Source organism: Enterobacter cloacae complex sp. CARB60 (assembly GCF_036487345.1).
In the GTDB taxonomy this organism is placed as follows: Bacteria; Pseudomonadota; Gammaproteobacteria; order Enterobacterales; family Enterobacteriaceae; genus Enterobacter; species Enterobacter asburiae_D.
This window is the reverse complement of record NZ_JAZKLC010000002.1, coordinates 1,563,331-1,585,730: the sequence shown is the minus strand read 5'-3', so window position 1 is coordinate 1,585,730 and position 22,400 is coordinate 1,563,331. Positions and strand designations below refer to the sequence as shown.

Genomic DNA, 22,400 nt, shown 5'->3' with positions numbered 1-22,400 from the left:
TCCTTTTTTGTTCTTATCAGCATAAACGGAAAGACCTTGTATTGCCTTGCTTTCATATTCCTGTTGTCGCCATGAAGACATTTCGTTAAAGTCTCGCCCCTTCTCACTGGCATGGGGATTTATCGTGTTTATTGGATTCGACTACGGTACGGCAAACTGCTCGGTTGCGATTATGCAAAACGGACAGCCACAACTCCTGAAAATGGAAAAAGAGAGCACGCTGCTGCCCTCAATGCTCTGCGCGCCGACGCGTGAAGCGGTAAGCGAATGGCTGTTCCGCCACCATCAGGTTCCGGCCACGGCGGCGGAGACCCAGGCGCTGCTGCGCCGGGCTGTCAGCTTTAACCGCGAGGAAGACATCGACGTTTCGCCGTCCAGCGTGCAGTTCGGCCTCTCTTCGCTCGGGCACTATATTGAAGACCCGGAAGAGGTTTACTTCGTTAAGTCGCCAAAATCCTTCCTCGGCGCCAGCGGCCTGAAGCCGCAGCAGGTGGCGATGTTCGAAGACCTGGTGTGCGCGATGATGCTGCATATTCGCAATCAGGCGCAGACGCAGGTGTCAGATGCGATTACCCAGGCGGTGATTGGCCGCCCGATCAACTTCCAGGGGCTGGGCGGCGACGAGGCCAACCAGCAGGCGCAGGGGATCCTTGAGCGCGCGGCGCACCGCGCAGGCTTCCGCGACGTGGTGTTCCAGTATGAGCCGGTTGCGGCGGGGCTGGATTTTGAAGCCACGCTGACGGAAGAGAAGCGCGTGTTAGTCGTGGATATCGGCGGGGGTACAACGGACTGCTCGCTGCTGCTGATGGGACCGCAGTGGCATAACCGTCGCGATCGTGAAAATAGCCTGCTGGGGCACAGCGGCTGTCGCGTAGGCGGTAACGATCTGGATATCGCGCTGGCATTCAAGAGCCTGATGCCGCTGCTCGGCATGGGCGGTCAGACGGAAAAAGGCATCGCCCTGCCGATCCTGCCGTGGTGGAACGCGATTGCCATTAACGACGTGCCTGCGCAGAGTGATTTTTACAGCACAGCAAACGGCCGCTTCCTTAACGATCTGGTGCGTGACGCGCAGGACGCCGAAAAAGTCGCCCTGCTGTATAAGGTGTGGCGTCAGCGCCTGAGCTACCGCGTGGTGCGTACTGCTGAAGAGAGCAAAATTGCCCTTTCCGACCGCGCTGAACATGCGGTCTCCTTGCCGTTTATCAGCGACGATCTGGCCACGGCGATTTCGCAGGACGGGCTGGAGACGGCGCTCGCGCAGCCGCTGCAGCGCATTCTGGAGCAGGTGCAGCTGGCGCTGGAGAACGGCAAAGAGAAGCCGGACGTCATTTACCTGACCGGGGGGAGCGCCCGTTCGCCGCTGATCAAGAAAGCGCTGGCGGAACAGCTGCCGGGCATTCCGATTGCCGGTGGGGATGACTTTGGCTCCGTTACCGCAGGGCTGGCACGCTGGGCGCAGGTGATGTTTAGTTAAAACTACGCTCGCCCCTGACTATGATACGGGGCGAGCGAATTCAGGGTGCGGTAAGGCGCGGATTATTCTGCTTTTCCTGCCCTGGAGACTTCTTTTCCCGGACGGGCCTCGCGATATTTTCACACCGCTTCATGAAGCCTTTGAACTCCGCCAGCGCCACCGGGGGCATAAAAAAGTACCCCTGCTGGTAGTCGACCTGATTATCCACAAGCCAGTCGCGCTGGTAGTCATATTCCACCCCCTCAGCCACGGTTTGCAGCCCCAGAATGGCGGCCAGGTTTATTATCGACTCCAGCATCGGCAGCGACTGCTCATGCGCGTGGATGCCGTTGATAAAGGTCTTGTCGATTTTAATCACATCGAGTTCAAGCTCGTTCAGATAGCAAAGATTCGCATACCCCGTGCCAAAATCATCCAGCGCAAACAGCACCCCGCGATTGCGCAGGGAGCGGATCAGCTCTTTTATTGCCGGAGTGATCACCAGCGTCTGGTTTTCGGTTATTTCGATCATCAGCTTTATCGGCAACGATTCCGTTAACTCTAAAAAGTTAAGACACTCCCAGTAAAAGACGGGATTGCTCAGGCTTGAAGGGCTTACGTTAAAGGCGACAAAAAAGGACTGTCCGTGCCGGTGAATGCTGTGATTTAAATCGCTGGCTACCTTATTCATTAAATAGCTGGTCAGCTCATTAATAAGCCCGCTTTTTTCCGCCAGCGGAATAAACTCACGCTGGGAAATGGCGTAATTATGACCCAGCGGCCAGCGCGCTAGCACCTCAACCCCACTCAGCTCTCCATTGCTGCCGACGATAGGCTGATAATACGGAATAATTTCCTCATTTTTCAGCGCCAGGCTCAATCGATCGGCCTCGTTATTATCACAGACATAGCGCGGCGGTTTTTCATTTCCACTTATTCTTTCTGCCAGCAGGCCGTTACGGGAAAGAAAAATAATGGACTCGTTGAAATTATCAAATTCCAGACGATGGGTTATTTTATCCCGATAGCGATAAAGTGATTTCACCGCCAGCGAATTTGCCCGGCAAAATTCCTCCTGGCCGGTTCGGGTGAATGAGGCATTAAGCATTTCCTGTTCAAAGTCGCTCAGGCGAAATTCATCCACAAGGCCTATTCTGGCGGGCGCACCGTTTTCAGTATTCGCCATCAAAATCTGCTTCAGCGAATCAAAGACGGCATCAGCGTCCAGTTTGGCATCAATAAACTCCGCATATTCAAAGCCTCGGTTAATACATTTATTTTCACTCAGCCTAATAACCATGCTCTTGATGCTGATAAACTGACTGCTGTTTCTTTGCAGCCACCTTTTAACCAGGCCAAATGGCATTCTGCTATCAATAATTAACAGGCAGGTTTTGTACTGGGGCGTGGATATATCAGAATCGTTGATATAGGTTCCGGTATCCACCAGTATCAGATTAGGTAAAAATGACCTAATCCCTGAGAAAAGATAAATGTCATAACTAAGCAGGAAGACCTTTTTCGTGTTCATAATCATCACCATCATGGTTTTAATTGCAAAGGCTACCCCTCCCTCAAATAGAGAGAACATTCACAATTGATTCGGTTTCCAACGACATACATGTCAGATAATTAATATTCTCATTGCAAAGCTACGGAAAAGCTTTTTATATCCCCCGGGCTACGGTTACAATCAGAGTTAAAATAATAAGAATATTCCCATCACCAGAACAGGGAATTTTCTTGGCTGCGGCAAGTACAAACAAATGCCCTTACATTCACAACCACACAAACTTAAATTTCAAAAAAAATCAATCAACAGAGAAAAATGCCTGTAAATTATTGTAAAGCAGAGGATCACTTCGCACGACAGACCATCAGCGTGCGGCGCAAATCCCTGATACCATACACATTGTCGTCAATATGGATGACCTTGTAATAAAACAGCGTCTGTTTTGACATCAGCAGATCCGTTATCGCTTCAGGCAGATCGTCATTATCGTTCTTGACTATTGCCAGGCGCTCTGTACGCAGATATCCGTCGCTATCCTTGCCTAAAAAACGCAGCGACGTTGTGCGATTCACGGCGTACTGTTTATCATTTACGTCCAGCACGCCAACCTGCGACAGCATCCCGTCTTTTTCCGAAGAGATCCTGAATACCTGGAGAACCTCTCCCTTTATTTTTATCCCGTCTTTTTGCGTGTCCAGCTCGATATGATATTTAGAGGTACAGACCAGCGCCACCGGGATTGCCCCGCGGTGAAGTACAATGGAGAACAGAGCGACCAGCGCGGCTATGATGCTAATAAAAATAATTTTGGCACTCATACGCCACCTCTTTTTCATCCATCATACAAATACTGAAGAAGTGCTCTTTCAGTTTATTGCCTTTAGACAGGCTATTATCGTCATAAAATATAATGGTTTTCTTCGTGCCGTTACACATGGTATTAAAACCTTCCCATCGCTTCGAATGCAGAAACTTAAAAATTTTCTCCGACGAATTATCATCCATCGTATACACTTCGCAGACTCCGGCATTTGAAATATGCACCACGCCGTCGTTACTGCGAAACATTACGGTGAGAAAAATACCCATACATCCCACCACAACCAGAAAAAAAACAATCCAGACTAAAAATGTTTTGTTCCAGGGAAACGTCACTGCATGATTAACATTCGTTACGTCTTTCTCAGTAGCAACCAATATATGTTCACGGTTATCGTTGACCTGTGCCTGAAAAATAAAGCCTTCTCGCGGAATGGTAATGATAACACCGTCAATCCCTAGCGCAGAAAACCCCTTGCGTAACAAACTAATGCTTTTATTAAGACTATGTCCGGAGGGATTCATGCCATACTTGGCCCAGACTTCGTCAATGATCAATTCGCGGCTTAATTGGCGAGTATTATTTATAATAAAAAAATCCAGTAACCTTGCCACCGAAGCGGAAAGAACAAGTTGTTGATCTTGTATGCTCAATTCTCGTTTCTCAGAGTCGTACAAAACCCGACCATTAATTATCTTTCTCATCCAGACAAACTCTTATATTTTTCGTTCATTATGCAAACAACCTATACAGAGTATATTTACCTTATACAGGTTAGCAATATAAGAATATTTTTATTTAGATTTTATGAGTCGGGTTTAAAACACGCATTGCCAATAGGCATATACTTGTGCAAAGCGACAATGAATTTTTTATTTTGATTTTTTAACCCGCTGCTTCGATACGTTTCTCCGGGGAGAACGTAACGGATAGTGGCCTCATCATCAGTAGAATTGCATCCCTGCTGCACAATGATTTTAAAAAAAGTGTTCCCGGTATTTTTAAGCACCCCGTCCTGCTCATCCAGGGTATAGCGCAGGTCGATTTTTCTCGGGCGCACCACCAGTATCGTATCCAGGGCGATAGCCGGTATCGCTTCGCTTCTTTTCCCCCCGTTGCGCTCCGGGAACATCGTGACGGGCAGCTCCGTGAACTGCACCCGGTAATAGCGCTCCCTGTCATCCTGCGGGCCGCGGTAGAAAATATTAAAAAACTCCCCGGCATCCGGCGCCAGCGAGAACGTCAGCGGCGCAAAGATCAGCTCTCCTTCTTCTATATCCTGGCGCTTCTCCCCGCCCGGCCCGGGCTTATCAATTTTCACCGCAGAAATTCGATACACATTCTGCTTTTTGCTGTCGTTAAAAATACGTTTGCTGATGAATGACTTGTCCGCAGGCATCTCGTAAATCGTGGAATCGAGATACAGGGCGTGCGCCGAAAAGCTCAGCAGCGCCGCACTGATGATTGCCGCATACCAGCGCTTCATTTGGTGACACCCAGCCAGTTTGCGGTGACTTTGATTTCGCCGCTGGCGCTAACCACGCCTTCCCAGTCGGAGCCTGCAACCGTCAGCGCCGAACGGGAGTCATTCATCGGAAACAGCAGCGATAAGCCGGTGCTGAAGTAGCTTCCGTCGTCGGTGTTATTCGCATCCCACGGCGTTTGCTGCCACAACGCATCGTTGAGGCTGATGGGCGCCTCGCCGCAGCTATTGCGCACCTGCGTCACGCTGCCCGACTGGTTGCTGTACTGCAGATACGCCGGGATCGGCACGCTGATCCCGCCCTGCGCGGAGGTAAACAGGCAGTACGGCGTATTGTTAATGGTCGTGGTGTCCCCCGTGACCTGAGCGGTAATACTGTCCGCCTGGCGCGGGCCGGAAACGGTGACGACATAGTCCATGCCAATCGGGGTATCATCGCCGATGGTGCCGCTGCCGCTTGCCGACGTGGTGTTATTCGACGAGACAATGCTGATTCCATACTCCTTCGGAATAATGTTCAGCTGCAACGATGGCGTGAACTCGTAATGCCCCGACTCCGGCGTTAAGCTATTGCGGAAAGCAAAGGTAAAAGGCTGACTGTTGGTAATGCTGTAGCCCGAGTCGACAAGGTTTTTAAGAAACGTCTTCGACAAAAAGAGATAGACGTAATGGCCGTCCGTTGAGAAGACATTGTAATAGGCCGTCGTCGCGCTGAAGTTATACCAGTTCGAGCCGTTACCGGAATAACGCACCGTTGACGCCGCTGGGGTAAAGCCCAGCGCGGCGGAATCGATATAGGCCCTGAAGGTGAGCGAGGCGGTCAGATTCGCGGTCTGCTGAAGGCTGTAGCTGACCATTTTGCAGATCACGCCGCTTACGTTTCCGACAACCCCCAACTCGCAGGCGCCGGAGTCATTGGTAATGCTCGGCGTCCCGTCGCTGGCGATCCACAGCTCCTGGAACGCACTGGTAGATTCCAGCGCCAGATGGCCGCGCTTGGTTAAGGTGTAGTTCACGTAGTTCCAGCGCCCGGTGCTTTGATCCTTACAGCGCTCGCCCCCCGCGTAATCATAGTTAATCGAGGTATAGCAGCGGTTAAAGACATAAGTTTCGCTGCTGCCGGTCGGCATCGCGCGAAAATATTCGTAGGCCGAATCGCTCAGCGACGCAAAGCCGTACGCCCCGCCCACCACGCCCGCGACCGAGCCGACCTGAGCGTGGTAGAAACCATTGCTGTCTCGGCCCTGACCGGAGATATAGCCGGACGTTGGGCATTGCGTACCGCTGTAACAGCGGATGCCGCTAAACGGCCCGTCAATCGGCGAATTATCGATCCACATATCCTGATAGTTATTCGCCGGAGCCGTCCAGCCCACGTAGCCGAGATAGCCGAGGCTCACCTGCGAGGTGCCGTATTTCACCCAGGTGTTGGATCCGCTAAAGCGAGGATCGAGCGCAGAGGGGGTAATGAAATACTCACCGTCCACGGCGTTTTCAATAAACAGAAAGTTATTGCTGACCGAGCCGGACGATGACGCGGTCAACGCGTTCGCCGCCAGCGGCGTCAATGCACCCGCAACGAGTAACGGAAGAATAAGGTTAACATTTTTCATAGCATTATCTCTGCGCCATAGTCGATTGCAGTGCGCATTGCACGTCCCCGACCCACGCTGCGCCGCGGGCTTTTTCCAGATCTAAATCGGCTTCGCAGATGTTGCCATTCGCCGAAACAAGGGTAATGACGGGGAATGTCTTATCGATATCAATCGCGAACTCACCTTTCGCATCGGTGCGCGTTTTGCCGATGTGGTTATGAATATCGGTATTGGCCGCGAGCTGTCCGTTCGGATAGCGCACGCGCCCGAAGACGGTCACCATGCTTTTCACTTCCGGCGCCACCACGCCAACGTTGCCCGGATAGAGGTTCAGCGACTGCTTACGCCCGGAGACGATATCGAAGCTGTCCTCGGAGTTGCGGTCATTCATGATCTCCAGCTTGTACTGTGCGTACGGCGGCAACGCGATAAAGCTCGATTTGCCGCTCAGGACGTAGTGACGGTTATTGATTTTCGCCGCCAGCTTGCCGTCCCCTGCCAGCCCGGTTTTCACGATGATGCCGGAACGCTGGCGCTCTTTGCTGAGGCCGAAATCGCCCCCCGCCCAGGCAACCGAACCCTGGGATGAGAAGTTCAGGTTGGTGGCGTTATCCGCCGATCGGGTAACGGAGACCGTCCCGGCGTTGTATTTGGTGGCGTAACTCATGTTGCCGTTCACGGAATAATCGTTGCCGTAGTTCTGCTCGCCGCTCAGGCGGGTGGAGGCCGCGATCCCCGCCGAGGTAATTGGCCCGTCTTCAAACTGCCTGCGGGCGCTGATGTTGCCCTGCGTTGCACCGTAACGATCCCGCGATGCCCCGACGCTCAGCCAGGAGGCCAGCGGCAGCGAGAAGTCGAGGCTGACGTAACGCTCCTGGCGACCGTCGTCATTCTGGTTGTTGTAGTAATAGCGCTGCACCCCGGCGCGCAGGCCGACGGTGGCGTAACGCCCGGCGTACAGCGTGGTGCTGTAATCCAGGTTGCGATATTTGTTGCCCGAGTAGCGGTTTTCCGTCTGGCTCACCGTCAGCGATCCGCCGTGCGGAATAAAGCGTCCGAGGTTAATCGTGCCGCCAATGGAGTAGTTATCGCGCTCCTGCACCGGCAAACGGTCGCCAATCTTGCTGTCCTCGCGTGACGCCCACACCGAGCCAAACCCGCCGGGAGCGTTGAGGCTCACGCTGCTGACGTTGCGCCAGGTGCCGTCGTTTGCCACCAGCGTTTGAGTGCCCACGCTCACGTATTCATTGGCGTTTAAGGTCAGGTCGGTTTCGTTAACGGCGTTGGAATCAAAGCCGTACAGCGTGGACTTCACGTTCAGGCCGGAGAGGATCGCCAGCGTCAGAGAGGCCGCACCGCCGGCAATCCAGGTCCGCTCGCTGCCGGCATTGTGGTAGTGATTGCGCTTGTAGCTTACGCGATCGTAATCCAGCGATCCGCCGAACACCTGCCATGAGAGCTGGTCCAGCCCGGCGGCCTGCTGGCGCGCGAAGATTTTATTCACGCGGCTGACCCGGGTGTTCACCGTGCGGCCGTTCACCACGATATCCACCGTCACGTCGTAAACCCCGTAGGGAAAACGGCTGGTGTCAATTTCGTAGCTGCCCATGTTGAAGTTCTGCACGCTCAGCAAGCGCCCGTCGCGGAAGACGTGGACTTCCCCGGCGGCCGGAAGAAAGACCGTAATTGGAGTCAGCGACAGCGCGGTATTTTCCACCACTGTGCTGCCTTTATTGCCGTAGCTGGCGCCGTAGATTTTTCCGCCGTTCAGCGCGTTCAGGCTGGCAATGGACTGCACGTTCCACGTATCAAGCATTCCCAGCGCCAGGCGATAGCCCTCGTAGTCGCGTTCGTACATCGCGCGATACACCTTGCTCGAACTGTTGCTCTCGCCAATACCGTATACCGAACCGTTAATATTGAAGTGATGCTCCCGAAGCGACAGGGTGTTATCCAGCGTTAAATAGCTGCGCGAGCTGCTGCCATTCTGATAGTCGTTGTAATAGGTGCCGAAATTGTAATTAAGCACGTTAGAGAGCCTGTCCACGCTGGACGGGCCTAATAAGGTGCTGCGCGCCACTACCGCCTCGGTTAGCGCGTCCCGGCTGACGATCATCTCCAGGTGAAACGACGAAACGTTCAGCTGCAGGCGGGCTTCCGGCGTCAGGGCAATCGCGGTGTTATCCACAAACTTAGCGTCAGCGATTTTTTCTACCATGGCGCGGGTTTTATCCGACAGCACGGCGTTATTTGGCAGGTCGGAAACCATAATCGACTTCACGGTAATGTTCCCGTCGACCAGAGAGATCACCGCGTCCGCAATTTTCTGCTGACTCTTTTCGTCCGTTTCCTGATAGCGAATAAATACCGGAACCGTCATTCCCTGCTCCAGCGAACGGGCAAACGCGCCAGGAATAACGTATTTCCCGATCTTCACAGGCGCAGAATGTGCAAAGCCTGGTGTTAACGCTAGCGAGAGAAATACACTTCCCCCAATGAGATATTTAAACGACATACGCATCCTTACACATCGGCATTTTAATTTTTGGTACCGGTAATGGCGTTATGTTTTTACTTCACTGTAATAAATTGCTTGCCGTGCCAGATGCCAATACGAGTACGGCTATTCGACACATCGCTTTTTTGCAGCCTTATTTTTGTGCCCGGCATGACGTAATAACGCTCGCGGCAGCCCCTGCCCTGATCCTGCGCCTTGTCCTTGCAGGCGCCGTAGGCGATCACGCGAAATGAGACATTGCCGGTATTGGTAATCAGGTCGCCCTGACGGCTGTAGTCGAAGCGCTCCTTGCGCGGGGCAACAACCATAATGGTGCCAATCTCCGCCGAGGCCGTGGCCGTCGCGGCTTTACCGGCTTTGGTGGTTGCGCTTTCACTGATCGGCTCGTCTATCCACTGCAGGCGGTAATAACGCTCTTTATCATCCTCCGGACCTTTATAGAAAAAACGGAACACATCTTTCGCTTCGCCAGGAAGAATAAGGCTGGCGGGTGTCGATAATAATTCACCGGGATTAGCGTTCAGCTCGACGCCGCCGGGCAGCGGAGAGGAGAGTTGTTTTACCGTCACACTCACGTAGCGCGCAGAATCCGTCGTGTTGATGATTTCTTTCGATAATGAACTCTCTTCGGAAATCATTATCGATGTAATATCACCCACATTAATTGCCCAGCTGGAAAAGGATGTAGCAATCCCTACCAACATGGCTATTGGCACATATTTAGTCATTACTTATTTCCTGAGAAAATTCGGGAGAGTCACTCTCCCGAATTTTATTCATTACGCTGGAGTGGTCCAGGTCGCGTTGAACTGTACTTTCACATCGCCAGTCCAGTAGCCGTCAGGCAGCGCTGAGTAATCTGTTACCGGAGTCGTACCGTCAGAGGTAGCAGAGGAAATGGAGAACTTGAAGCTGGACTGATCGCTCACGCGCTCAGCACCGTTATAAGCACCATCCGCCATCAGGCTTTCGAGGCCAGAGGTTGAAGAGGAGTTAACCAGAACGGTTTCAGACGCGCTGGAAAGCGCATTGCCGTTCCATGCCACACCCACGTCCAGCGTAGACGCATCGCCGCTTGCGTTGGTCAGTGTATTGCTGATGACCTGTGCAGTCAGCTCGAAATCTGTCGCACTTTCTTGTCCCTGAATGGTTACGTCAAAAGCGCCGTCCTGAGAGTTAAACCCGTTCAGGCCTTCCGCATACTGGAAAGTCAGTGAGTTCAGCGGAGTAACAACCAGCATGCTGGTTGTATCTTTTGTAGCCGTTGCATCCCATGACGCTGTAGCAGATGCAGTCACATCAGCCATTGCATTTGCTGCTGCGAATACAGAAACCAGAGAGGCCACCAATAATAACTTTTTCATTTTTTTCTCCTGAGAACAAACGCGCAACCAGGCACTCTTTATAAGAACCAGGATGCTCCATTTAATTGCGAGCGAGATTTGCCGCGCCAAAAAGTATTATTCGAAATAACCTTCCCCACAACACCACAAAATACGAAAAAACTTAACACATCTAGGAATTTTCTTAGCATGAATAGGTTGGAAACACTCAACGATAACATTAAAACCTTATTAATAATTAATTAATAGTTTTTAATTCTGATTTTAACAAAAATTAAGGATTTTAAATCTATTTTGATTTTTTGATACAAATCAAAATAGAAAAAGAATGCGAAAAAGCTAAAAAACATTATGAATCAATTAATTATTCAACTCGATTTAAAATAAAAATACTTGTTAAATATTTGCTAAAAATATGCATCAATTTAGTAAGCGAGGGAAAAATCCTATCCTATATTAATAATGTCAGGAATATTCCTAGACTGTTAGTTAATAATAAACGCTGAGCAGCAGGTTATATTTTTCATCGAAGCAGTGTGGCTTCGGAATATTCCACGAATAAAGAAATATTCCTGGATTAAACAGAATCCGCGAAGCGTCACGCAACGAAGCCGCACCGGCACCATTCAGACCATTCCTGACAGTCTTCCATATTTCCTCCATTTTTCCGCTGCGTTAGCTGACTAAACTAGTATCATTCCCCGAAGTCTTCAGGATGAGAACGTATAACGATGAAAGGCAGTAACAAATCCCGCTGGGCAATCGCCGCTGGCATCATTGTGGTGGTCCTTGCCGCCGCCTGGTACTGGCACAGTCAATCCGCTAACGCCCCGGCACCCGCCGGTGCCAGGAGCGCGTCGCAGGGCCCAGCCGCCGGAGGCCGTCGCGGCATGCGCGGCGGCGCGCTGGCGCCGGTACAGGCGGCGACGGCGGTGAATAAAGCCGTTCCTCGCTACCTTACCGGTCTCGGAACCATTACCGCCGCCAACACCGTGACGGTGCGCAGCCGCGTCGACGGCCAGCTGATGGCCATTCACTTCCAGGAAGGGCAGCAGGTCAAAGCGGGCGATCTGCTGGCGGAAATCGACCCGAGCCAGTTTAAGGTCGCCCTTGCCCAGGCGCAGGGGCAGCTAGCGAAAGACAAAGCCACCCTCGCCAACGCCCGTCGCGATCTGGCTCGCTACCAGCAGCTGGTGAAAACCAACCTTGTGTCTCGTCAGGAGCTGGATACCCAGCAGTCGCTGGTCAGCGAAACGCAGGGCACCATCAAAGCCGACGAGGCCGCCGTGGCCAGCGCACAGCTGCAGCTGGACTGGAGCCGCATCACCGCGCCGATTGACGGGCGCGTGGGCCTGAAGCAGGTCGATATCGGCAACCAGATCTCCAGCGGCGACACCACGGGCATCGTGGTGATCACCCAGACTCACCCGATTGATTTAGTCTTTACCCTGCCGGAAAGCGACATTGCGACCGTGGTGCAGGCGCAGAAATCCGGAAAGGGGCTGGTGGTGGAAGCCTGGGACCGCACCAACAAGCAGAAACTGAGCGAAGGCTTCCTGCTCAGCCTGGATAACCAGATCGACACCACCACCGGCACCATCAAGCTGAAGGCGCGCTTTAATAACCAGGACGATGCCCTCTTCCCGAACCAGTTCGTCAACGCGCGAATGCTGGTCGCTACCGAAGAGAACGCGGTGGTGATCCCCACCGCTGCGCTGCAAATGGGTAACGAAGGTAACTTCGTCTGGGTACTTAACAGCGATAACAAAGTCAGCAAGCACCTGGTGAAAACCGGGATTCAGGACAGCCAGACTGTGGTCATCGCCGCCGGCCTTTCCGCAGGCGACCGCGTGGTCACCGACGGCATTGACCGTCTGACCGAAGGGGCCAAAGTGGAAGTGGTTGAACCTGCGAAACAGGGAGAGAAATCCTGATGCAGGTTATGCCGCCAGGCTCTACAGGCGGGCCGTCACGCCTGTTTATCCTCCGCCCTGTCGCCACCACGCTGCTGATGGTGGCGATCCTGCTCGCCGGGATTATCGGCTATCGTTTCCTGCCCGTGTCGGCGCTGCCGGAGGTGGATTACCCAACCATTCAGGTTGTCACTCTCTATCCAGGCGCCAGCCCGGACGTGGTGACGTCCGCCATTACCGCCCCGCTGGAGCGCCAGTTTGGGCAGATGTCGGGGCTAAAACAGATGTCCTCCCAGAGTTCCGGCGGGGCATCCGTGGTAACGCTGCAGTTCCAGCTGGCGCTGTCGCTGGACGTCGCCGAGCAGGAGGTGCAGGCCGCGATTAACGCTGCTACTAACCTGCTGCCGTCGGACCTGCCTAACCCGCCGGTCTACAGCAAGGTGAACCCGGCCGATCCGCCAATCATGACGCTTGCCGTCACCTCCTCCGCCATGCCGATGACGCAGGTCGAGGATATGGTCGAAACGCGCGTGGCGCAGAAAATTTCTCAGGTCTCAGGCGTCGGCCTCGTCACTCTGGCGGGCGGCCAGCGCCCCGCCGTGCGCGTGAAGCTGAACGCGCAGGCGATTGCCGCGCTGGGCCTGACCAGCGAAACCATCCGCACCGCCATCAGCAGTGCCAACGTTAACTCGGCAAAAGGCTCGCTGGACGGCCCCACCCGCGCCGTGACGCTCTCTGCCAACGATCAGATGCAGTCCGCCGATGAATACCGCCAGCTGATTGTTGCTTACCAGAACGGCGCTCCGGTGCGTCTGGGCGACGTGGCGACCGTGGAGCAAGGTGCTGAAAACAGCTGGCTCGGCGCCTGGGCCAACAGGCAGCAGGCGATCGTGATGAACGTGCAGCGCCAGCCGGGCGCCAACATCATCGACACCGCCGACAGCATCCGCACCATGCTGCCGCAGCTGATCGAAAGCCTGCCGAAATCGGTCAGCGTGAAGGTGCTTTCAGACCGCACCACGAATATTCGCGCGTCGGTTACCGACACACAGTTTGAGCTGATGCTGGCGATTGCGCTGGTGGTCATGATCATTTACCTGTTCCTGCGCAACGTTCCGGCAACCATTATTCCCGCCGTCGCCGTGCCGCTCTCGCTGGTCGGGACCTTTGCGGTGATGGTGTTCCTCGATTTTTCGATTAATAACCTGACGCTGATGGCGCTCACCATCGCCACCGGGTTCGTGGTGGACGACGCCATCGTCGTTATCGAGAACATTTCGCGCTATATCGAGAAAGGTGAAAAACCGCTGGCGGCCGCGCTGAAAGGCGCGGGCGAAATCGGCTTTACCATTATCTCGCTGACCTTCTCGCTGATTGCGGTGCTGATCCCGCTGCTGTTTATGGGCGATATCGTCGGGCGACTGTTCCGCGAGTTTGCCGTGACGTTGGCGGTCGCCATTTTGATCTCCGCCGTGGTGTCGCTGACCCTGACGCCGATGATGTGCGCCCGCATGCTGAGCCACGAGTCCCTGCGCAAGCAAAACCGCTTCTCGCGCGCCTCCGAGCGCATGTTCGAACGCATTATTGCCGCCTACGGTCGCATGCTGGCGAAAGTCCTTAACCATCCGTGGGCCACGCTCGGCGTGGCGCTGGGAACGCTGGCGCTCAGCGTGATGCTGTGGATTTTCATTCCGAAAGGTTTCTTCCCCATCCAGGACAACGGCATTATTCAGGGCACGCTTCAGGCCCCGCAGTCGGTCTCCTTCGCCAATATGGCACAGCGCCAGCAGCAGGTGTCTGAGATCGTCATGAAAGATCCGGCGGTGGAGAGCCTAACCTCCTACGTGGGCGTCGACGGCACCAACCCGTCGCTCAACAGCGCGCGTCTGCAGATCAACCTCAAGCCGCTGGATGAACGCGACGATCGCGTCAACGCCGTCATTGAGCGTCTGCAAAATGCCGTCGCGCGCGTGCCGGGCGTGGAGCTTTACCTGCAGCCGATTCAGGATTTGACCATTGATACCCAGGTCAGCCGCACGCAGTATCAGTTCACGCTGCAGGCCACCTCGCTGGACGCGCTCAGCACCTGGGTGCCGCAGCTGGTGGATAAGCTCAAAACCCTGCCGCAGCTCGCCGACGTTAGCAGCGACTGGCAGGACAAAGGGCTGGCGGCGTACGTGAACGTCAACCGCGATACCGCCAGCCGCCTGGGCATTACCATGTCGGACGTGGACAACGCCCTGTACAACGCCTTCGGTCAGCGCCTGATCTCCACCATCTACACCCAGGCCAACCAGTATCGCGTGGTGCTGGAGCACAATACGGAGAACACGCCCGGCCTGGCGGGGCTGGACTCGGTGCGCCTGACCAGCAAAGACGGCGGTATTGTGCCGCTGAGCGCTATCGCCACGGTGGAAGAACGCTATACCCCGCTGTCGATCAACCATCTGGATCAGTTCCCGTCCACCACCATTTCCTTTAACGTGCCGGACAATTATTCTCTCGGCGAAGCGGTGGAGGCCATTCAGGCTGCTGAAAAAGAACTCAGCTTCCCGTCCGATATTCAGACCCAGTTCCAGGGCAGCACGCTGGCGTTTCAGGCCGCGCTGGGTAACACCATCTGGCTGATCGTCGCGGCGGTCGTGGCGATGTACATCGTGCTCGGGGTACTGTACGAAAGCTTTATCCACCCGATCACCATCCTCTCTACCCTGCCGACGGCGGGCGTGGGGGCGCTGCTGGCATTGATGCTGGCGGGCAGCGAGCTGGACGTCATTGCCATCATCGGCATTATCCTGCTTATCGGGATCGTGAAGAAAAACGCCATCATGATGATCGACTTTGCACTTGCCGCCGAGCGCGAGCAGGGCATGTCGCCGCGCGATGCCATTTTCCAGGCCTGCCTGCTGCGTTTCCGTCCGATCCTGATGACCACCCTGGCGGCCCTGCTGGGCGCGCTGCCGCTGATGCTCAGCACCGGCGTCGGCGCGGAGCTGCGCCGTCCGCTGGGTATCGGCATGGTCGGCGGCCTGCTGGTAAGCCAGGTACTCACGCTGTTCACCACGCCGGTGATCTACCTGCTGTTTGACCGCCTGGCGCTGTGGACCAAAAGCCGCTTCCCGAAACGTGAAGAGGAGGCATAAGTGAAGTTTTTCGCCCTCTTCATTTATCGCCCGGTGGCGACGATTTTAATCTCGCTCGCCATTACCCTCTGCGGCGTGCTGGGCTTCCGGCTGCTGCCGGTGGCGCCGCTGCCGCAGGTGGATTTCCCGGTGATCATGGTGAGCGCCTCGCTGCCGGGAGCATCACCGGAAACCATGGCCTCGTCGGTTGCCACGCCGCTGGAGCGTTCCCTTGGGCGGATTGCGGGGGTCAACGAGATGACCTCCAGCAGCTCGCTGGGCAGCACGCGCATCATTCTGGAGTTCAGCTTCGACCGGGATATTAACGGTGCGGCGCGGGACGTGCAGGCGGCCATTAACGCCGCACAAAGCCTGCTGCCGAGCGGGATGCCGAGCCGCCCAACCTACCGCAAGGCCAACCCGTCCGATGCGCCGATCATGATCCTGACGCTGACCTCGGATACGTACTCGCAGGGGCAGCTTTACGACTTTGCGTCTACCCAGCTGGCGCAGACAATCTCACAAATTAACGGCGTCGGTGACGTGAGCGTCGGCGGAAGTTCCCTGCCCGCCGTGCGCGTGGGCCTAAACCCGCAGGCGCTGTTCAACCAGGGCGTGTCGCTGGATGACGTGCGCTCCGCCATCAGCACGGCCAACGTCCGCAAGCCGCAAGGGGCGATTGAGGACGGTAGCCACCGCTGGCAGATCCACACCAACGACGAGCTGAAAACCGCGGCGGAATATCAGCCGCTCATTATTCACTACAACAACGGCGCGGCGGTGCGCTTAAGCGACGTTGCCAGCGTCACCGACTCGGTGCAGGACGTGCGTAACGCCGGGATGACCAACGCTAAGCCGGCCATTCTGCTGATGATCCGCAAGCTGCCGGAAGCGAACATTATTGAGACGGTTAACAGCATTCGCGCCCGCCTTCCGGACCTGCAGGAGACCATCCCGGCAGCAATCGATCTGCAAATTGCGCAGGATCGCTCGCCGACCATTCGCGCCTCGCTTGAAGAGGTGGAGCAAACGCTGATTATCTCCGTCGCGCTGGTGATCCTGGTGGTCTTCCTGTTCCTGCGCTCTGGCCGCGCGACGCTTATCCCGGCGGTGGCCGTGCCGGTCTCGCTGATCGGAACCTTTGCCGCCATGTACCTGTGCGGGTTTAGCCTCAACAACCTGTCGCTGATGGCCCTGACAATTGCCACGGGCTTCGTGGTGGATGATGCCATCGTGGTGCTGGAAAACATTTCCCGCCACCTGGAAGCGGGCGTGAAGCCGCTGCAGGCCGCGCTGCAGGGCACGCGCGAGGTGGGCTTTACGGTGCTCTCCATGAGCCTGTCGCTGGTGGCGGTATTCCTGCCGCTGCTGCTGATGGGCGGGCTGCCGGGGCGGCTGCTGCGCGAGTTTGCCGTCACCCTCTCCGTCGCTATCGGCATTTCGCTGGTTATCTCCTTAACGCTGACGCCAATGATGTGCGGCTGGATGCTCAAGCGCAGCAAACCCCATTCGCAGCCGCGCCGCAAAGGCTTTGGTCGCTTCCTGATGGCGATGCAGGAAGGCTACGGCAAATCGCTGAAGTGGGTGCTGAACCATACCCGGCTGGTTGGCCTGGTGCTGATCGGCACCATCGTGCTCAACGTGTGGATGTACATCACCATCCCGAAAACCTTCTTCCCCGAGCAGGACACCGGCGTGCTGATGGGCGGGATTCAGGCGGACCAGAGCATTTCGTTCCAGGCGATGCGCGGCAAGCTGCAGGACTTTATGAAGATCATTCGTGAAGACAAAGCCGTGGATAACGTCACCGGCTTTACCGGCGGGTCACGCGTCAACAGCGGGATGATGTTTATTACCCTGAAACCGCGCGGCGAACGCAACGAAACCGCCCAGCAGGTGATTGACCGCCTGCGGGTGAAGCTCGCCAAAGAGCCGGGGGCAAACCTGTTTTTGATGGCCGTTCAGGATATCCGCGTCGGCGGCCGTCAGGCGAACGCCAGCTATCAGTACACGTTGCTCTCGGACGATTTAGCCGCCCTGCGCGAGTGGGAGCCGAAGATCCGCAAGGCGCTGGCCGCCCTGCCGGAGCTGGCGGACGTCAACTCCGATCAGCAGGACAACGGCGCCGAGATGGCCCTGACCTACGACCGCGAAACCATGTCGCGTCTGGGCATTAACGTTGAAGCCGCCAACAGCCTGCTGAACAACGCCTTCGGCCAGCGCGAGATCTCCACCATCTACCAGCCGATGAACCAGTACAAGGTGGTGATGGAAGTTGATCCCCGCTATACCCAGGACATCAGTGCCCTGGACAAAATGTTTGTGATTAACAACGACGGCAAGGCGATTCCGCTCTCCTACTTTGCCAGCTGGCAGCCCGCCAACGCGCCGCTGTCGGTGAACCATCAGGGGCTTTCGGCGTCGTCGACCATCTCCTTTAACCTGCCCGCCGGCTCGTCGCTTTCTGAGGCCAGCGACGCAATCAACCGCGCGATGACGCAGCTTGGCGTGCCGTCCACCGTGCGCGGCAGCTTTGCCGGGACCGCGCAGGTGTTCCAGGAGACGATGAACTCGCAGGTGATTTTGATTCTGGCCGCCATCGCCACGGTCTATATTGTGCTGGGCGTGCTGTACGAGAGCTACGTTCACCCGCTGACCATTCTCTCGACGCTGCCGTCGGCGGGCGTGGGGGCGCTGCTGGCGCTGGAGCTGTTCGGCGCGCCGTTCAGCCTTATCGCCCTCATCGGGATCATGCTATTGATCGGTATTGTGAAGAAAAACGCGATCATGATGGTGGACTTCGCCCTGGACGCCCAGCGCAACGGAAATCTGTCGCCGGAAGAGGCGATCTTCCAGGCCTGCCTGTTGCGTTTTCGTCCGATCATGATGACCACCCTGGCGGCGCTGTTTGGCGCGCTGCCGCTGGTTATCTCGGGTGGAGACGGCTCAGAGCTGCGCCAGCCGCTGGGGATCACCATTGTCGGCGGCCTGGTCATGAGCCAGCTGCTGACGCTATACACCACGCCGGTGGTCTATCTGTTCTTCGACCGCCTGCGGCTGCGCTTTTCGCGTAAAAACAGAACCACGGTGACCGAGTAGATGACCGATCTCCCCGCTAACGTTCGCTGGCAGCTATGGATAGTCGCCTTCGGCTTCTTTATGCAGTCGCTGGATACGACCATCGTCAACACCGCCCTCCCCTCCATGGCGAAAAGCCTGGGGGAGAGCCCGCTGCATATGCATATGGTGATTGTCTCCTACGTGCTGACGGTTGCCGTGATGCTGCCTGCCAGCGGCTGGCTGGCGGACAAAGTGGGGGTGCGGAATATCTTCTTTACCGCCATCGTGCTGTTTACCATCGGCTCGCTGTTTTGCGCGCAGGCCAACACCCTCGACCAGCTGGTGATGGCGCGCGTGCTGCAGGGCGTTGGCGGGGCGATGATGGTGCCCGTCGGGCGGCTAACGGTGATGAAGATTGTGCCGCGCGAGCAGTACATGGCGGCGATGACCTTTGTGACCCTGCCCGGCCAGGTGGGGCCGCTGCTGGGCCCGGCGCTCGGCGGCATTCTGGTGGAGTACGCCTCGTGGCACTGGATTTTCTTAATCAATCTTCCTGTTGGCATCATCGGCGCGATTGCCACCCTGACGCTGATGCCGAACTACAAAATGCAGACGCGGCGATTCGATCTCTTTGGCTTCATCCTGCTGGCAGGGGGGATGGCCACGCTTACCCTCGCGCTCGACGGGCAAAAAGGGCTGGGGATTTCGCCCCTGACGCTCGGGCTCCTGATCGCGCTCGGCGTTACCGCCATACTGTGGTACCTGTGGCACGCCAGAGGTAACGATAAGGCGCTGTTCAGCCTGAACCTGTTTAAAAACCCTACCTACCGCCTTGGCCTGTTCGGCAGCTTCGCCGGGCGCGTCGGCAGCGGCATGCTGCCGTTTATGACGCCCGTTTTCCTGCAAATCGGAATGGGATTTTCGCCCTTCCACGCGGGACTGATGATGATCCCGATGGTGCTCGGCAGCATGGGAATGAAGCGCATCGTGGTGCAGGTGGTGAACCGCTTTGGCTACCGTCACGTGCTGGTAACCGCCACACTGGGGCTGGCGCTGGTGAGTCTGCTGTTTATGGCCGTGGCGCTGATGGGCTGGTACTACGTTCTGCCGCTGGTGCTGTTCTGCCAGGGGATCGTCAACTCCATGCGCTTCTCCTCGATGAATACCCTGACGCTGAAGGACCTGCCGGACGATCTGGCAAGCAGCGGCAACAGCCTGCTGTCGATGATCATGCAGCTCTCAATGAGCGTCGGGGTGACCATCGCGGGCTTACTGCTCGGCATGTACGGCCAGCACCATCTCAGCGTCGACACGCCGGTGGCGCATCAGGTCTTTTTGTATACCTATCTCAGCATGGCGGTCATCATCGCCCTGCCCGCTTTCATCTTCGCCAGAGTGCCGGATGATACCAGCAAGAACGTCGTGATTAGGCGCGGCAAAAGGAGTGGTTCATGAAATTCTGGCGTCCGGGCATTACCGGCAAGCTCTTCGTGGCGATATTTGCCACCTGTATCGTCCTGCTGGTCACCATGCACTGGGCGGTGCGGATCAGCTTCGAGCGCGGTTTTATTGATTACATCAAGCATGGCAATGAACAGCGTTTACAGGGATTAAGCGATGCGCTGAGTGAACAGTACGCCCAGCACGGCAACTGGCGTTTTCTGCGCAATAACGACCGCTTTATTTTCCAGATCCTGCGCTCGCTGGAGCACGATACCGGTGACGATCGTCCGGGGCCAGGCATGCCGCCGCACGGCTGGCGCACCCAGTTCTGGGTGATTGACCAGGACATGCGCACGCTGGTGGGACCGCGCGCGCCGATACCGCCGGACGGCACCCGTCGTGCGATCAAAGTCAATAATGCGACAGTCGGCTGGGTTATCGCCTCTCCGGTGGAGCGCCTGACGCGCAACACCGACATCAACTTTGACCGCCAGCAGCGTCGGACAAGCTGGCTGATTGTCGCCCTCTCCACCCTGCTCGCCGCGCTCGCCACCTTCCCGCTGGCGCGCGGTCTGCTCGCCCCGGTGAAACGGCTGGTGGAAGGCACGCACAAGCTGGCCGCCGGGGATTTCACCACCCGCGTCGATACCCGCAGCCAGGACGAACTGGGCAAGCTGGCGCAGGACTTTAACCAGCTCGCCAGCACGCTGGAGAAGAACCAGCAGATGCGCCGCGACTTTATGGCCGATATCTCCCACGAGCTGCGCACGCCGCTGGCGGTGCTGCGCGGCGAGCTGGAGGCCATTCAGGACGGCGTGCGCCAGTTTACGCCCGAATCGGTGGCCTCTCTGCAGGCGGAGGTGGGTACGCTCACCAAGCTGGTGAACGACCTCCACCAGCTCTCCATGTCCGACGAAGGCGCGCTGGCTTACCAGAAAGCGCCGGTGGACGTGATTAACATTCTGGAAGTGATCAGCGGCGCCTTCCGCGAGCGGTTTGCCAGCCGCAACCTGACAATCAACCACTCCCTGCCGGACAGCGCGGTGGTGTTTGGCGACAAAGACCGGCTGATGCAGCTGTTCAACAACCTGCTGGAGAACAGCCTGCGCTATACCGACAGCGGCGGCGGCCTGCACATCTCCGGCAGGCAGGAAAACGGGCGCTTTGCCCTCACCTTCGCGGATTCGGCCCCCGGCGTGCAGGACGCGCAGCTGGAAAAACTGTTTGAACGTTTCTACCGTACCGAAGGCTCCCGCAACCGCGCCAGCGGCGGTTCCGGCCTGGGGCTGGCGATTTGCGTTAACATCGTCGAGGCGCATAATGGCACGATCCGCGCCGCCCATTCGCCTTTTGGCGGGGTTAGCATTACAGTAGAGTTACCTCTGGAACGGGATTTATCGAGAGAAGTATGACCGAGCTACCGATTGACGAAAACACGCCACGCATTTTGATTGTCGAAGACGAGCCGAAACTTGGGCAGTTACTGATCGACTATTTACGCGCGGCCAGCTACGCCCCGTCGCTTATCAGCCACGGCGATCAGGTGCTGCCCTATGTGCGCCAGACGCCACCGGACCTGATCCTGCTGGATCTGATGCTCCCCGGTACCGATGGTCTGACCCTGTGCCGGGAAATTCGTCGCTTCTCCGACGTGCCAATCGTCATGGTCACCGCCAAAATTGAAGAGATTGACCGCCTGCTGGGGCTCGAAATTGGCGCGGACGATTACATCTGCAAACCCTACAGCCCGCGTGAAGTGGTCGCCCGAGTCAAAACCATTCTGCGCCGCTGCAGGCCGCAGCGCGAGCTTCAGGTGCTTGACGCCGAAAGCCCGCTGATTGTCGACGAAAGCCGCTTCCAGGCGAGCTGGCGCAGCAAGCTGCTGGACCTGACGCCTGCGGAGTTCCGCCTGCTGAAAACCCTCTCCCACGAGCCGGGAAAAGTCTTCTCCCGCGAGCAGCTGCTGAACCGTCTGTATGACGATTACCGCGTTGTGACCGACCGCACCATCGACAGCCATATCAAAAACCTGCGCCGCAAGCTGGAGGCGCTGGACGCCGAGCAGTCGTTTATCCGCGCGGTGTACGGCGTGGGGTATCGCTGGGAAGCGGATGCGTGCAGGATTGCCTAGTCA

At 56.5% G+C, this 22,400-nt stretch carries 15 protein-coding genes; 7 read left to right on the top strand and 8 right to left on the bottom strand.

The window, feature by feature from the left end:
• Window positions 1–124 precede the first annotated feature (124 nt).
• Window positions 125–1,477 (top strand): molecular chaperone, encoded by a 1,353-nt coding sequence (yegD, locus tag V4835_RS08590; RefSeq protein WP_045355491.1) that lies wholly within the window; start codon window positions 125–127, stop codon window positions 1,475–1,477.
• 40 nt (window positions 1,478–1,517) lie between these two features.
• On the opposite strand, the gene V4835_RS08585 is transcribed toward yegD, so the two are convergent.
• From V4835_RS08585 to ecpA, 8 genes are all read right to left on the bottom strand, one after another.
• Complete coding sequence (locus tag V4835_RS08585) at window positions 1,518–2,987, bottom strand: EAL domain-containing protein (protein ID WP_331411928.1); 1,470 nt, start codon at window positions 2,985–2,987, stop codon at window positions 1,518–1,520.
• A gap of 326 nt (window positions 2,988–3,313) precedes the next feature.
• Window positions 3,314–3,787, bottom strand: a complete 474-nt coding sequence (locus V4835_RS08580; RefSeq protein ID WP_331411927.1) for a hypothetical protein — start codon at window positions 3,785–3,787, stop codon at window positions 3,314–3,316.
• Window positions 3,762–4,442, bottom strand: a complete 681-nt coding sequence (locus tag V4835_RS08575; protein ID WP_331411926.1) for a winged helix-turn-helix domain-containing protein — start codon at window positions 4,440–4,442, stop codon at window positions 3,762–3,764. Before V4835_RS08575 ends, V4835_RS08580 begins: the two co-directional genes overlap by 26 nt.
• 152 nt (window positions 4,443–4,594) lie before the next feature.
• Window positions 4,595–5,275 (bottom strand): fimbrial biogenesis chaperone, encoded by a 681-nt coding sequence (locus tag V4835_RS08570; RefSeq protein WP_331411925.1) that lies wholly within the window; start codon window positions 5,273–5,275, stop codon window positions 4,595–4,597.
• Entirely contained in the window at window positions 5,272–6,885 is a 1,614-nt protein-coding gene (locus V4835_RS08565; protein WP_331411924.1) for a fimbrial protein, read from the bottom strand. The genes V4835_RS08570 and V4835_RS08565 overlap by 4 nt, the downstream gene beginning before the upstream one ends.
• A 4-nt stretch (window positions 6,886–6,889) precedes the next feature.
• A complete protein-coding gene (locus V4835_RS08560; protein ID WP_331411923.1) occupies window positions 6,890–9,382 on the bottom strand; it encodes a TcfC E-set like domain-containing protein in 2,493 nt (830 codons plus the stop codon).
• A gap of 56 nt (window positions 9,383–9,438) precedes the next feature.
• The gene (locus V4835_RS08555; RefSeq protein ID WP_331411922.1) at window positions 9,439–10,113 is read right to left on the bottom strand and encodes a hypothetical protein; all 675 of its coding nucleotides are present in this window, start codon (window positions 10,111–10,113) and stop codon (window positions 9,439–9,441) included.
• A gap of 51 nt (window positions 10,114–10,164) precedes the next feature.
• The gene (gene ecpA / locus V4835_RS08550) at window positions 10,165–10,749 is read right to left on the bottom strand and encodes a common pilus major fimbrillin subunit EcpA (protein ID WP_032658856.1); all 585 of its coding nucleotides are present in this window, start codon (window positions 10,747–10,749) and stop codon (window positions 10,165–10,167) included.
• Window positions 10,750–11,459: 710 nt separating this feature from the next.
• On the opposite strand from ecpA, the gene V4835_RS08545 reads away from it, so the two are divergent.
• Genes V4835_RS08545 through baeR form a run of 6 tightly spaced genes read left to right on the top strand, consistent with a single transcriptional unit; the run spans window position 11,460 to window position 22,397 of the window.
• Window positions 11,460–12,662: an MdtA/MuxA family multidrug efflux RND transporter periplasmic adaptor subunit gene (locus tag V4835_RS08545; protein WP_331411921.1), complete on the top strand. Its 1,203-nt coding sequence runs from the start codon at window positions 11,460–11,462 to the stop codon at window positions 12,660–12,662.
• Window positions 12,662–15,784 carry an MdtB/MuxB family multidrug efflux RND transporter permease subunit gene (locus tag V4835_RS08540; RefSeq protein WP_331411920.1) on the top strand — a complete coding sequence of 1,041 codons (3,123 nt, stop codon included), beginning with the start codon at window positions 12,662–12,664 and terminating at the stop codon, window positions 15,782–15,784. The genes V4835_RS08545 and V4835_RS08540 overlap by 1 nt, the downstream gene beginning before the upstream one ends.
• Window positions 15,785–18,862 carry a multidrug efflux RND transporter permease subunit MdtC gene (mdtC, locus tag V4835_RS08535; RefSeq protein ID WP_331411919.1) on the top strand — a complete coding sequence of 1,026 codons (3,078 nt, stop codon included), beginning with the start codon at window positions 15,785–15,787 and terminating at the stop codon, window positions 18,860–18,862.
• The gene (locus V4835_RS08530; RefSeq protein WP_331411918.1) at window positions 18,863–20,278 is read left to right on the top strand and encodes an MFS transporter; all 1,416 of its coding nucleotides are present in this window, start codon (window positions 18,863–18,865) and stop codon (window positions 20,276–20,278) included.
• Window positions 20,275–21,678, top strand: a complete 1,404-nt coding sequence (baeS, locus tag V4835_RS08525) for a two-component system sensor histidine kinase BaeS (RefSeq protein ID WP_331411917.1) — start codon at window positions 20,275–20,277, stop codon at window positions 21,676–21,678. Before V4835_RS08530 ends, baeS begins: the two co-directional genes overlap by 4 nt.
• The gene (baeR, locus tag V4835_RS08520) at window positions 21,675–22,397 is read left to right on the top strand and encodes a two-component system response regulator BaeR (RefSeq protein WP_063144549.1); all 723 of its coding nucleotides are present in this window, start codon (window positions 21,675–21,677) and stop codon (window positions 22,395–22,397) included. Before baeS ends, baeR begins: the two co-directional genes overlap by 4 nt.
• The last annotated feature ends 3 nt before the right edge of the window (window positions 22,398–22,400 follow it).

Excerpts from the sequence above, each read along its gene's own strand:
- V4835_RS08555 (WP_331411922.1), bottom strand. The coding sequence starts at position 10,113 with ATGACTAAATATGTGCCAATAGCCATGTTGGTAGGGATTGCTACATCC.
- V4835_RS08540 (WP_331411920.1), top strand. The coding sequence starts at position 12,662 with ATGCAGGTTATGCCGCCAGGCTCTACAGGCGGGCCGTCACGCCTGTTT.
- baeS (WP_331411917.1), top strand. The coding sequence starts at position 20,275 with ATGAAATTCTGGCGTCCGGGCATTACCGGCAAGCTCTTCGTGGCGATA.
- V4835_RS08565 (WP_331411924.1), bottom strand. The coding sequence starts at position 6,885 with ATGAAAAATGTTAACCTTATTCTTCCGTTACTCGTTGCGGGTGCATTG.
- V4835_RS08530 (WP_331411918.1), top strand. The coding sequence starts at position 18,863 with ATGACCGATCTCCCCGCTAACGTTCGCTGGCAGCTATGGATAGTCGCC.
- V4835_RS08560 (WP_331411923.1), bottom strand. The coding sequence starts at position 9,382 with ATGTCGTTTAAATATCTCATTGGGGGAAGTGTATTTCTCTCGCTAGCG.
- V4835_RS08580 (WP_331411927.1), bottom strand. The coding sequence starts at position 3,787 with ATGAGTGCCAAAATTATTTTTATTAGCATCATAGCCGCGCTGGTCGCT.
- V4835_RS08570 (WP_331411925.1), bottom strand. The coding sequence starts at position 5,275 with ATGAAGCGCTGGTATGCGGCAATCATCAGTGCGGCGCTGCTGAGCTTT.
- V4835_RS08545 (WP_331411921.1), top strand. The coding sequence starts at position 11,460 with ATGAAAGGCAGTAACAAATCCCGCTGGGCAATCGCCGCTGGCATCATT.
- ecpA (WP_032658856.1), bottom strand. The coding sequence starts at position 10,749 with ATGAAAAAGTTATTATTGGTGGCCTCTCTGGTTTCTGTATTCGCAGCA.
- V4835_RS08585 (WP_331411928.1), bottom strand. The coding sequence starts at position 2,987 with ATGAACACGAAAAAGGTCTTCCTGCTTAGTTATGACATTTATCTTTTC.
- baeR (WP_063144549.1), top strand. The coding sequence starts at position 21,675 with ATGACCGAGCTACCGATTGACGAAAACACGCCACGCATTTTGATTGTC.